Annotated in this window: 14 protein-coding genes; 2 read left to right on the forward strand and 12 right to left on the reverse strand. The window is 28.9% G+C overall.

The genetic code is table 11. The features are described 5' to 3' along the window. Position 1: 1 nt before the first annotated feature. Genes SVN78_04855 through panB form a run of 7 tightly spaced genes read right to left on the reverse strand, consistent with a single transcriptional unit; the run spans position 2 to position 8,783 of the window. A complete protein-coding gene (locus SVN78_04855; GenBank protein ID MDY6820932.1) occupies positions 2–520 on the reverse strand; it encodes a hypothetical protein in 519 nt (172 codons plus the stop codon). After that, positions 513–3,746: a carbamoyl-phosphate synthase large subunit gene (carB, locus tag SVN78_04860; GenBank protein ID MDY6820933.1), complete on the reverse strand. Its 3,234-nt coding sequence runs from the start codon at positions 3,744–3,746 to the stop codon at positions 513–515. Before carB ends, SVN78_04855 begins: the two co-directional genes overlap by 8 nt. Before the next feature lie 13 nt (positions 3,747–3,759). Then, complete coding sequence (locus tag SVN78_04865; protein ID MDY6820934.1) at positions 3,760–4,302, reverse strand: hypothetical protein; 543 nt, start codon at positions 4,300–4,302, stop codon at positions 3,760–3,762. A gap of 25 nt (positions 4,303–4,327) precedes the next feature. Further along, entirely contained in the window at positions 4,328–6,622 is a 2,295-nt protein-coding gene (gene recG / locus SVN78_04870) for an ATP-dependent DNA helicase RecG (protein MDY6820935.1), read from the reverse strand. Further along, positions 6,623–7,078 carry a chemotaxis protein CheW gene (locus SVN78_04875; protein MDY6820936.1) on the reverse strand — a complete coding sequence of 152 codons (456 nt, stop codon included), beginning with the start codon at positions 7,076–7,078 and terminating at the stop codon, positions 6,623–6,625. 57 nt (positions 7,079–7,135) lie between these two features. Next, positions 7,136–7,981 carry a pantoate--beta-alanine ligase gene (gene panC / locus SVN78_04880; protein MDY6820937.1) on the reverse strand — a complete coding sequence of 282 codons (846 nt, stop codon included), beginning with the start codon at positions 7,979–7,981 and terminating at the stop codon, positions 7,136–7,138. A gap of 4 nt (positions 7,982–7,985) precedes the next feature. Beyond that, complete coding sequence (gene panB / locus SVN78_04885; GenBank protein MDY6820938.1) at positions 7,986–8,783, reverse strand: 3-methyl-2-oxobutanoate hydroxymethyltransferase; 798 nt, start codon at positions 8,781–8,783, stop codon at positions 7,986–7,988. 291 nt (positions 8,784–9,074) lie between these two features. Between panB and SVN78_04890 the strand changes: the two genes are divergently transcribed. After that, positions 9,075–9,290 carry a hypothetical protein gene (locus tag SVN78_04890; protein MDY6820939.1) on the forward strand — a complete coding sequence of 72 codons (216 nt, stop codon included), beginning with the start codon at positions 9,075–9,077 and terminating at the stop codon, positions 9,288–9,290. Between the two features lie 3 nt (positions 9,291–9,293). Beyond that, the gene (locus tag SVN78_04895; GenBank protein MDY6820940.1) at positions 9,294–9,899 is read left to right on the forward strand and encodes a DNA/RNA non-specific endonuclease; all 606 of its coding nucleotides are present in this window, start codon (positions 9,294–9,296) and stop codon (positions 9,897–9,899) included. 100 nt (positions 9,900–9,999) lie between these two features. On the opposite strand, the gene queC is transcribed toward SVN78_04895, so the two are convergent. The 5 genes from queC to SVN78_04920 form a co-directional block, all read right to left on the reverse strand. Further along, on the reverse strand, positions 10,000–10,653 hold the full coding sequence (gene queC, locus SVN78_04900; GenBank protein MDY6820941.1) for a 7-cyano-7-deazaguanine synthase QueC: 654 nt from the start codon (positions 10,651–10,653) through the stop codon (positions 10,000–10,002). A 22-nt stretch (positions 10,654–10,675) separates the two neighbouring features. Continuing rightward, on the reverse strand, positions 10,676–11,356 hold the full coding sequence (locus tag SVN78_04905) for a radical SAM protein (GenBank protein MDY6820942.1): 681 nt from the start codon (positions 11,354–11,356) through the stop codon (positions 10,676–10,678). A gap of 229 nt (positions 11,357–11,585) precedes the next feature. Continuing rightward, positions 11,586–11,996 (reverse strand): bacteriohemerythrin, encoded by a 411-nt coding sequence (locus SVN78_04910; protein ID MDY6820943.1) that lies wholly within the window; start codon positions 11,994–11,996, stop codon positions 11,586–11,588. Between the two features lie 79 nt (positions 11,997–12,075). After that, positions 12,076–12,498 (reverse strand): hemerythrin domain-containing protein, encoded by a 423-nt coding sequence (locus SVN78_04915; GenBank protein MDY6820944.1) that lies wholly within the window; start codon positions 12,496–12,498, stop codon positions 12,076–12,078. Positions 12,499–12,623: 125 nt separating this feature from the next. Continuing rightward, a partial coding sequence (locus SVN78_04920; GenBank protein ID MDY6820945.1) for an EAL domain-containing protein occupies positions 12,624–12,981 on the reverse strand: 358 nt, incomplete at its 5' end.

The following is a 12,981-nucleotide window of genomic DNA, read 5'->3' on the forward strand; positions in this document are numbered from 1 at the left end:
ATTATGGAGGAAAATCTAGTAATGATATATGTTTAGTTGATGAATTTAAAGTATTGAATGAATTAAATGATATTATTATATCAACTAAACATATATCATTACTAGATTTTCCTCCATAATATAGATCGATTACATTACTTTTATCTATGTATTTTATTAAAAATAAAAGAGGAGCAATACCAATACCACCTGCTATTAATGCAATTTTTTTATTAGTATAGCCTAAATTAAAACTATTACCCAAAATATCACTTGATACTATCACATCGCCATTTTTATAATAAGTTAAATTCTTTGTACCTTTACCAATTACTTTATAAAGTATATATACTATATCATCTTTTATATTACATATTGCAAAGGCCCTTCTAAGGAGAGGATCAGTTATATTTTTATTTATATTTGTATTTAACATCAAAAAATTGCCTGGTTTTGCTTTTTTAGATAAATTGCTTGAATGAAAACCTAATATGTTATATTTATCATTGAGTCTTTGATTATATACAACAATATTATTCATTTGTTGCATATATTTTATAGTATTCTTGAAGACTTTTTACTTTAAGTTCCCCGTTCTTGAATGCCTCTATACCCTTGACTGAAGCATCTGCTGCCTCAACAGTTGTTACATAGGGTATGTTATATCTAATAACACAGCTTCTAATAGAATTTGTGTCTAATCTCGATTTTTTGCCTTCTGGAACATTTATAACAAAGTCAATATCGCCATTTTTAATTAAATCAACGATATTAGGTCTTCCCTCATTAACCTTTAAGACATGGGAAACAATTAAATTTTTACTCTTTAAAAAATTATATGTACCCTTTGTTGAGACAATTTTAAAGCCCAAAGATAGAAGTTTTTTGGCTATAGGGTATATTTTTGTCTTTACACTGTCTTTTACACTTATAAAAACTGTGCCACCTTTGGGTAGTCTATTAAATGCTGACATTTGTGCTTTAAAATAGGCCATTCCATAGTTCTCGTCTATCCCCATTACCTCGCCAGTTGATCTCATTTCAGGACCCAAAATAGGGTCAGTTTCTAGAAATCTATTAAACGGGAAAACTGCTTCCTTTACAGTATAATAATGTAATTCTTTATTAATATTTATATTAAATTCCTTTAATTTTTTTCCTATCATTATTTTTGTGGCGATTTTAGCTAAAGGTATTCCAATAGATTTACTAACATATGGTATTGTTCTAGAGGCTCTTGGGTTTACCTCTAAAACAAAAATATCACTACCTTTAACGGCAAACTGTATATTTAACAATCCAATAATATTAAGTTCTTTTGCTATTTGTTTGGTCTGTCTCTCTATTTCTTTTCTTGTGTCATAATCAATATTTCTTGATGGTATTGAACATGCTGAATCACCTGAATGTATACCTGCCTCTTCAATATGCTCCATAATCGCTGCAACATAAGTTTCAATTCCATCACTAATAGCATCAACATCTAACTCTAAAGCATTCTCTAAAAACTTATCAATAAGAACAGGATGCTCCTCACTAGCATATACTGCTTTTTCAATATATTCTTCTAGGGAGTGTTCATCATAAACAATCTCCATAGCCCTTCCACCCAACACATAAGAAGGTCTAACAACGACTGGATAGCCTATTTTATTAGCTATTGCTAATGCTTCTTCATAATTTCGCGCAATACCATTATCTGGTTGCTTTAATCTTAATTTATTTATCAGCTCCTTAAACAACTCTCTATCTTCAGCTATATTTATACTATTAGGGGAAGTGCCTAATATGTTAACACCAGTATTATTTAAAATATTGCTAAGTTTTAAGGGTGTTTGACCACCAAGCTGAACAATTACACCATAGGGTTTCTCCTTTTCCACTATATTGATAACGTGTTCATATGTGAGGGGCTCAAAATATAATTTATCAGATATATCATAATCAGTGCTTACTGTTTCTGGATTACAGTTAATCATAATTGTTTGGATTCCCTCTTCCCTCAACGCCATTGAGGCATGAACACAACAGTAATCAAACTCAATCCCTTGTCCAATCCTATTTGGCCCGCTACCTAATATTATAATTTTTTTCCTATTATCACAAATTATCTCACATTCATCCTCATAAGAAGAATACATATAAGGGGTAAAGGATTCAAACTCAGCAGCACAGGTATCAACCCTCTTGTAAGTAGGTAAGATATTAGCTGATCTTCTTAGATTTTTTATATTAGCCTCTGTGGTTTCTGTAAGTAAGGCAATCCTCTTATCAGTAAAACCAATACTTTTTATAAATTTTAAATTTTCAGTATTCTTAATAAAATTTTTATCTTTCATTAATCTATCTTCAATAGTTATTATTTCATTAATCTGCTCTAAGAACCATCTATCTATCTTTGTATAATCATAGACTTCATCGGTTGATAAACCCCTTCTTAATGCATCAGCTATATAATAAATCCTTTTATCATTTGGTGTTTTTAAATTATTTATTAATTCATCGGTTATATCCTTATTTTTATCAGCTTTAAGAATGCTTTCTAAGCCATAACTATTAATTTCTAGTGAGCTTAAAGCTTTTTGTAGTGATTCCTTAAAATTTCTACCAATTGCCATTACCTCGCCAACTGACTTCATATAGGTAGAAAGAACATTTTTTGTCCCTGGAAATTTTTCAAATGTAAATCTTGGGATCTTTACAACAGTATAATCAATTGTTGGTTCAAAGGATGATGGTGTCTTTTTTGTTATATCATTTGGTATCTCGTCTAAGGTATAGCCTATGGCAAGCTTTGCTGCAATTTTAGCAATTGGGAATCCTGTAGCTTTAGAAGCAAGCGCAGAAGACCTAGAAACGCGTGGGTTCATCTCTATTACAACCTGCCTACCATTATTAGGGTTTACTGCAAATTGCACATTAGAACCACCAGTATCAACCCCGATCTCTCTCATTATCTTAATAGCCCCATTCCTCATATTTTGATATTCTACATCACTTAATGTTTGGGCAGGTGCAACTGTTATACTATCGCCTGTATGAACTCCCATAGGGTCAAAATTTTCAATGGAACATATAATAACAACATTATCGTTTAGATCCCTCATTACTTCTAACTCAAATTCTTTCCATCCTAAGACTGATTCCTCTATCAAAGCTTGATTTACTGGTGAAATATTTAATGCATATTTTATATACTCTTTAAATTCTTCAATGTTATATGCTACATTCCCACCTGTTCCGCCAAGTGTAAAAGAAGGTCTTATAATAACAGGAAAGCCAATTAAGTTAACGCTGTCTAAGGCCTCATTATAGGATTTAACATAGAAACTTTTGGGTATATCTAAATTAATGTTGCTCATTGCCATTTTAAATAGATCTCTATCCTCAGCTTTCTTTATAGATTCAATATTAGCTCCAATTAACTCTACTGAATACCTCTCTAATATGCTTTCATTATCTAATTCTAAAGCTAGATTTAGAGCAGTTTGTCCACCAACTGTGGGTAATATACAGTCAGGTCTTTCTTTTTTGATAATTTTCTCTAGAATATTTACATCTAACGGCTCAATATATGTTGCATCAGCAAGCTCGGGATCTGTCATAATAGTTGCTGGATTTGAATTAACTAGAACTATTCTTAAACCTTCTTCTTTTAAAGCCTTTATTGCTTGAGTACCTGAGTAATCAAATTCACAAGCTTGGCCAATAACAATTGGTCCTGATCCAATAATTAAGACTGATTTTAAATCTTTTCTTTTTGGCAAAGTAAATTCCTAATTAATTATTAAGTTCTTTTTCTAACAAATATAAAAAAGCTAACTTTAAAGGTTTTGTTAATATATGATTTCTACCATTTTGATCATCTTTTACAATAGAAAATATCTGTTGAACTGGAATACCCGTTAATTCAACTAATTTGGAAACTTCTATCCCCTTTCTTTTTAATTCCTCTACCAAGTTTTTTAGTTTAATACTACATAGATAAATCTCCAAATCTTTTAAAGTTTTTATATCCTCTTTATCTATTTTTGCAGTGGAAGTAAACATCCATGGTGTATATATATAGGTCAACCCCAATGCAGCTGCATGTTTACAAAACATTTTTTGAGCAGTTTTGCAATCGCATTTATATTCTAATGGGTCAGTATCTATCTTAAGTTCAACATTATAAACGCCATGATTACCTTTTATTTTACCACGAATTGTTGAGCCATCAAATTCACAATCAAAAAAGCGACCTATATAATTTTCAGCCCTTTGTAAAACCATTGTTGAGCTAATATTTTTTATCTGTTCTTCAGTTAATTTTAATAACTGCATATTACCCCCTTATTAATATAAATAACTATCCAATATTTATTAACTCTAATTTTTTGCTCCATCTATTTAGCAACGTATTTTTAATGATAAAATTTTCTTTTTTTTCTAACTGTGGATCATCTTCTAAGATATCTAGCGCATCCTTTCTTGCTCTATTTAAAATGAGGAGGTCTCTTACAATATTTGAAAATTTAAAATCAGGCAATCCTGACTGTTTTACACCAAAAAAATCCCCAGGGCCTCTCAACTCTAAATCAGTTTCAGATATCTTAAAGCCATCACTGCATTTAACAAGAGCTTCAATCCTTTTTCTTGCTTCTTCAGAAAGATTTTTTCCGTTATAGACTAACAAACAATAAGATTGATATTCATTTCTTCCAATTCTACCCCTTAATTGATGTAACTGAGATAATCCAAACCTTTCAGCATTTTCTATAACCATTATTGTGGCTTCTTTTATATCCACCCCAACCTCTACAACTGTTGTAGAAACTAATACTTTTATTTTGCCATATTTAAAAGAACTAATCAATTCTCTCTTTTCATTGGCAGATAATTTTCCATGTAATAAGCCAACAATGTCTCTTCCAAATATATTTTGTAATTTTTCATAGTTTCTAGTTGCATCTTTAAGGGCAATTTTTTCGCTTTCACTTATTAGGGGATATATAAAATATGCCTTAAACCCCTTTTTTAGCTCCCTACTTACAAATTCATAAACTTTTTCAATATCTTTTTCTTCATAGGCCTTTGTTATAACCTCTTTTCTCCCCGGAGGCATTTCATCAATAATACTTATATCTAGATCACCATAAAAGGTTAAAGCTAGAGATCTTGGAATAGGTGTGGCAGTCATTAATAGCATATTAGGTCTATAGCCTTTCTCCATTAAGAGTTTTCTCTGGATTACCCCAAATCTATGTTGTTCATCAACAACTGCTAATCCTAAACTTTTAAAAAGAATATCTTCCTGAATAAGAGCATGGGTGCCAATAATTATACCATTAACACCTGATTTTGTTTTTTCTTTTATTTCACTTTTTTCTTTTTTTGGAGTTGAACCAGTAATTAAGTCAATCTTGATATTGCTTTTCTCTAAATACTTTATAAAATTTAAATAATGTTGTTCCGCTAAAACCTCGGTAGGTGCTATAATAGCTACTTGATGATTCTCTCTAACAGTTAAAACTGAAGCAATTAATGCAATAACAGTTTTCCCGCTTCCTACATCACCTTGCAATAATCTATTCATTTGTTTGGTTGAATTTAGATCATTAATTATCTCAGCTAATACTCGTTTTTGTGATTTTGTTAAGGGAAAGGGTATAAAGTCTTTTAAGGAGTATAGATCTTGCTTTTTTATATTTAGAGCTATACCTTTAGATTTTTCATAATCTGCTTTTTTTGTTAATAATCCTAATTGTAAATATAATAGTTCCTCATAGATAAAGCGTTCAATAGCAGGATGTGTTTTATTAGCTAATGCATTTATATTTTCATCTATATTAGGTTTATGTATAACATATAAAGCTTCAGAGACATTTGGATAAGAATATTTATTAAGCACTTTAGCAGGTAATGTTTCTTCAAACATATTTAAATATTTTGAGAGAGCGCTGTTTAGAAGATTATAGAAATATTTTTTCTTTATATTTTTAGGAAGTTGATATATAGGTTTAACAGTATTTATATCACTATCATTTATAAACTCTGGATGGAAAATAGCTGGTCTTGAGTTAAAACGTTGAATAACCCCATAAAAACAATATTTTTTACCCTCTTTTAAAAGTGAAAGAGGGTAGTTTTTGTTAAAATGTAGCCATATAATGTAAAAATATAAATTGTTTTGACCTTTAAAGAAGGCCTGTAACATTTTTTTTCCACTTTTTGTTCTAACAATATCATATTTTAGTAAAATCCCTTTTAAGACTGACTCATTGCTATTTATGTCAACAACTAACCTATCATACTTGTATGGAAAATGGGTTATTAGATCGTAGATACTTTTTATACCAAATTTTTTTAAATATTTTATTGTTTTATTAGGGGTACTACTTAATTCTTCTATATCAATATCACTTAAATTATTATTATTTTCTTCTTTATCACTTAGTAAAGGCATTGTTTCAGTTAGTAAACTATCTATTTGATTTGCAGTAACATTATTTTTATCTATGTGTTCTAATTTTTCTTTAAGATTTGGTGATAATCTAGAAAGTTCATCACTAATAGATTTTAAATAATATTTAGGATTACTATTCCTGAGGTTATTTTTTATTAAATATAATTTATTTTTTAAATTATATAAATTTTTTTGCATTTATACATTTTTCATTTTGTCCTGCTCTTCACTAGTTAGAAGATTAGCTGTATTAATTATTATAATTAGATCGCTGTTGATTTTTGCAATACCTTCAACAAACTTTCTACTAATTGATTGTCCAGTAACATTCTTTTCTATTAAATTTTCAGATATAGATATTACTTTATCGACATCATCAATAACAAAACCAACATATTTATTTTTAATAGATATTATTATTATTTTATTATCCTCATTATTTTGTGAACCCTCACTTGAGTTACTCAATTTAAACCTTTTAGCTAAATCAACAACAGGTACTATCTTGCCCCTAAAGTGTATAATTCCCTCTAAAAACTCTAATCCTCGGGGGACATCTACGACTACACTTTTTTTTATAACCTCTACTACATTTTCAATGGAAAAAGCAAACTTTTCACCAGCTAAACTAAAAATGACAAATTGTTTATCCATATGTGTTAAATATTATAACATAAATAATAAATAAATTACAATAATTATTAATAGAGGTTAAGCTTGTATATAAAATATTTTATTATCAATTAATCTAGTGCCACCAACATAAACAGCCAAAGCTAATAAAAATTTATCAGAGATGATATTAATTGGTTCAAGATTTTCTGGATTAACAATTTCAACATAATCAATTTTTGTATAATTATGAGATTTTATAAAATCTTCTACATATTTTTTTATCTTACTTGCATCCCTTTCCCCTTCTAATAGATATTTATCTACTACATTAAATGAATTATAAAGGCAAAGGGCAGATTTTCGCTCTTTATTGTTTAGATAGTAGTTTCTTGAACTAACTGCTAGTCCATCTTTTTCTCTTACTATTGGCATACCAACTATCTCTATATCAAAATTTAGATCAGCTACCATTTTTTTTACGATTATATATTGCTGATAATCTTTTAAACCAAAATAAGCCTTGTTAGGATTTATGATGTTAAAAAACTTTGAAAGCACTGTACATACACCATCAAAATGCCCTGGTCTACTCTTTCCACAAAGTTTATTAGTAAGTTTTTCTACTACAACTTTTGTATAAAAATTTTCAGGATACATTTCCTTTATATCTGGAATAAAGACAATATCTACATTTCTTTTTTCTAATATAGCTAAATCTCTATTTTCATCTCTTGGATACCTATCAAAATCTTCACCAGCCCCAAATTGCAAGGGATTGACAAATATTGACACAACAACAGCATCTGAATCACTTATAGTCTTATCAACTAAACTTAAGTGACCTTCATGGATATAGCCCATTGTTGGAACAAATCCTATAGAGCCATCTTTTAGCTTATCTAATGTTTTTTTTAACTCATCTATTTTTTTAAGGACAATCATAGAGTTATTGAGGAAAGACTCCTTTCTTTACTTCCTCTATATACTTATTAGTTGCTTTTTTTATATCTTCAGCTAAGTTAGCATACTTTTTTACAAAGGGTGGTATAAAATCAATATTTATTCCTAAATAATCTTGAAAAACTAATATTTGGCCATCACAACCACTACCTGCACCAATCCCTATTGTTGGGATTTTAGTTTTCTCTGTTATAATTGATGCAATATCATGATATATGCCTTCTAATACTATTAGAGACGCCCCTGCTTCTTCTAGTGCTAGAGCATCCTCTAAAAGTTTATTTTTAACCCTATCTTCTTTACCCTGTTTTTTGTAACCGCCTAATTTATGCACATATTGAGGCATTAGACCAATATGGGCTATTACATTTATACCAAAATTCGACAAATCCCTCACAATATTTGCAACCTCAACTCCCCCTTCTAATTTTACTGCCTCAGCTCCACCTTCTTTAATAATTCTAATTGCATTTTCAAGTGCATATTCTCTGCTTTTCTGATAGGAACCAAAGGGCATATCTGCAGTTAAAAAAGCTCTTTTTAGACCCCTTTTAACAGCTTTTGTATGATATATAATCTCATCAACGGTAACTGATAATGTATTTTCTTCACCTTTAAAAACCATACCTAGAGAGTCACCAACTAATACAAGATCAATATCACAGCTATCAAGTATCTTTGCCGAATAATAATCATAACAGGTTAAGCACGCTATTTTATTATCACTATATTTTTTCTCTTTAAGATCTGTAATTGTTATCTTTTTATTAGGGTTTTTAGCCATTATCACACCATTTTATGCTACAAATAAATCTATTATATAATAGCAGAATATCTACTGTTGTCAATAAATGGATATTGTTGTTGTAGATAAACTAATATTAAAATGCAATATCATCAAAAACTATATAGCCTCTCCTTAATGGGAGGTTGAGTCTACTTTCAATTCTTTAAATTAGCACGAGATTAAAAAACTCTAAAAATGTTTTTTAAATAACTTTTACAAAAAATCAACAGTTTTATTAAATCTACCTAGTAATAATTAAAATAATAAAAAATTTAGAGGAGTGAAAATATGAAAAAATTATTTTTCATCATCTTTAGTTCAATATTTATTTTTTATTCAGCTTTAATAGCAGATGACAGAAACCTTGAACTTGGCAATCCAACAAATGCAGTTCATGATATTAAATCAAATAGAAATTATCTAATTGAAAGAGAACAATATTCATTATCCTATGATAATGAATCGGGTATACCTAATTGGGTTAGTTGGCATTTAAGCGAATAGGATATGGGAGATGTAGGCAGAACAGACTATTTTTATACAGACGCTTCCCTACCAGATGATTGGTATAAGATTAAATATAGTGATTATACTAATGGTGGTTTAGATAGAGGGCATATGTGTCCTTCAGCTGATAGGACAAAAACAGTTGAAGATAATAAAGCTACTTTTATAATGACTAACATAGTTCCTCAAACAGCTGCTAACAATCGAGGAGTATGGGTAAATTTTGAAAATTATTTGAGAGATCTTGTTAGAAATAAAAACAAAGAGATTTATATTATTGCAGGAGTATATGGTTCTAGTGGAACAATAAAGGATGAAGAAAAGGTTAGAATACCACTTTCCACTTGGAAAATAGCAGTAATTTTAGATAATGGCGACTATGATATCTCAAGGATAAGTGATGATACAGATGTTATAGCAATAGTAGTTCCTAACAAAACCTCTCTTGATAGTGATTGGAAAAGTTATGTTCATACAGTTGGCTATATTGAACATTTACTTACATATGATGCTAATAATTTAAACAACTATGATTTTCTTTCTAAAGTTCCAGATGAAATAGAAAAGGTTATTGAGAATAAAGAATTTGATGGGGTTGTTGATTAGACATAATTACAATTTATTTATTTCATAGGGTTTTATTGATCTTTATTTCTTTCTTGAGCTCTTATTATTTTTACAATCTCAGTTTAATGTAAACCCTTATTTAGTAGTTATCAACTTCCTTAATGGCTTCTTCTATGGCTCTTTGTCTTATTAAGCAAGATTCGCATCTGCCACAGGGTTTATCATTATTTTCATAACAGCTCCATGTAATATCTATAGGAACATTTAATTTCAAAGCTAATTTAACTATATCCTCCTTACTATAATATAAAAATGGCGCTTCAATCTTAATAGCCTTGCCATTAACACCTGCTTTTGTACCTACTTCAGATAGTTTATTGAAGGCTTCAATAAAGGCAGGCCTACAATCTGGATAGCCAGAATAATCAATACAGTTTGCCCCATAAAAAATTTTTTGAGCATCTATTGTCTCTGCATAGGCTAACGCAATAGATAAAAATATAATATTTCTTGCAGGAACATAAGTTATTGGAATATTTTCGCTAGGGAAAAAATTGTTCTGATTTATAACTTTTGGAACATCTATATCTGAGGTAAGTGCTGAGCCACAGGTGGCAGCTAAGTCAATATTGACAACCTTTAATTCTTTTAGCTTAAGTCTTTTTGTTATTTCTTTTACTACTTCTAATTCTTTAATAGCCTTTTGACCATAATTAAAGGATAAGCCGTTTATATTATAACCTGCACTTTTTATATAATAAGCTAATGTTGTACTATCAAGACCGCCTGACATTAAAACTACAGCATCTTTGTTTTTAGACACCTCTAACCTCTCCAAATACTATTTTGTGTTGTTGTAATATAATCTTAGCATATATTTTTTCCTTTTTACACTTCTCAAATAACCATTTAAATTCAGCGGGGGATTTATAACTAATTTGTGGTTGAAATATAACACTACATCTAGGATTATATTTATTTATTATATTTTGTGAATAATAAAAATCCCTTTCGTCATTAATCACAAATTTTAATTGATCCTTAACCCTTAAGAGATTAATATTTGAAAACCTATTATTGTTTTCCTCTCCTGAGCTTGGACATTTAATATCCATACTTATTAATAGATTATCTATGTTTATTAGATTTTTAATTGAATAACTGCCGTTAGTCTCTAACAAAATAGAATATCCCAATTCTAATAGTTGTTTAATCAATAAATAGGTATTATCTTGCATGAGTGGTTCGCCGCCTGTAATACATATCCACCTACCCTTTTGCCACTCAACCTCTTTTAATTTGTTTACAATTTCTTCTATATATAATAATTTACCCTCTTTATTTGCATATTTAGTATCACACCATAGGCAGGATAGGTTACAACCACTCAATCTTATAAAAAACATTAATTCACCGATTAATATGCCCTCTCCTTGGTGAGATGTAAAAATTTCACTAATATAGATTTTATTTTTTATGTTTGTAGTTTTAGCCATTTATATAATAATTTAAAATTATATGACTTTTTATTTTTAAATTCTATAACTATTAATTAATATTTGCAAAATGCAATTTTTTTTAACTATACATTAAGGATAATTATAGAATTATAGAGGCAAAACTTACTTTTGCTTCTTCTATAACTTTATCTATAACTTTATTTATATCTTTAAGCTAAATTAGCATATTTTTTTAGATTTTTAACGTATGAAATTAATAAACTCTTTAATAAACACCTAAGTCATTAAAAAACTTAGCATATGCTTTATCAGTTTTTTTAATATGGTTCCTTAGCCAATCGGCTAAAAAATTGAGAACCTCTAAAGTTATCCCTAAATTTTTTTTCTCTTGATATTCATTATTAAATTTTACAACTTTTTCTTTGAAAGATCTATGTTCTTCGATATGTTTGTCACTATCGGGGTAGTTATATTTTTCAAACAATTCTTCCTCTTTCTCAAAGTGATATTCCGCATATGCTAATAAATCAATAAGAATATCATCTAATACATCTTTTCCTCGTCCAGATTTCATAGCAGCACTAAGCTTGTTTATAGAATCGACCAATTTTTTATGTTGCTCATCAATTGTTTTAATATTTACAGCCATTGAGCCTTCAAATATAATTATAGGCATATTAACCTCCTCACTATTATTTTTTTAATTATGATATTTTTTTATTTAATAGTTGTAAAATTTTTGTAAAATAATGGAATTATTTTAATTTAATATTTTGCTCGTAACGTTTTATGTCTTCAAAGGTAGTCTTGTCTGTTTCTATTATGTGCTTTTTAACAGTATCTATTAAGTCATTAAGGATATGCTCTGGGAGTGCAATGACTATATTTAGATCTAAAAGATTATATAATTTTCTAAATTTCTCAATTATCTCACTGTGTTCCTTCATTTGTTTTTCCAAAGCCGGATGATTATATTTTTTTAAAAGCTTTTCTTCAGTATAAAAATGTTCATCAACGGTAACATTTAACTTTCTCAATCTCCATAGATTTAATTTCTTTGTTGTCCCATTTTTTATTTTAAAAACTGTATCTTCTAAATATTTCATAATTCTTTCATGTTGTTCATCAATGTCTTTAATACCAATAAGAAAATCATTAGAATTTTTCAAATGTGCCACAACAAATCTCTCACATCTAATATAAATAGATGTTAACTTTATATTATAATTTTAATTATTTTAATTATTATAATTATTTACATATGTCAATAATAAAATTATATTTATTTCACAAATTGATAATATTATTTATTTGTACCAATAAATAGCTCTTCAAATTTATCGGCAGGTAATGGCTTTGAAAAATAATAACCCTGATATTCGTCACAGCCCCACTCTTTTAAAATCTTATATTGTTCTTCAGTTTCAACACCTTCAGCTAAAACCTTAAGATTTAAATTTTTTGCAAGATTTATTATCATTTTCACTACGTTTTTTTCATTATTACTTCCTTCTGTCATATTCATGACGAAGGATCTGTCAATCTTTAGTGTATCAAGGGGAATTTTTGTAAGATAACTTAAACTTGAATAACCTGTACCAAAATCATCTAGCGAGAGCTTAATGTTTAACTCCTTTAAAGACTTTATGATTATTAAGCTA

The organism is Deferribacterota bacterium (assembly GCA_034189185.1).
Taxonomy (GTDB): Bacteria; Chrysiogenota; Deferribacteres; order Deferribacterales; family UBA228; genus UBA228.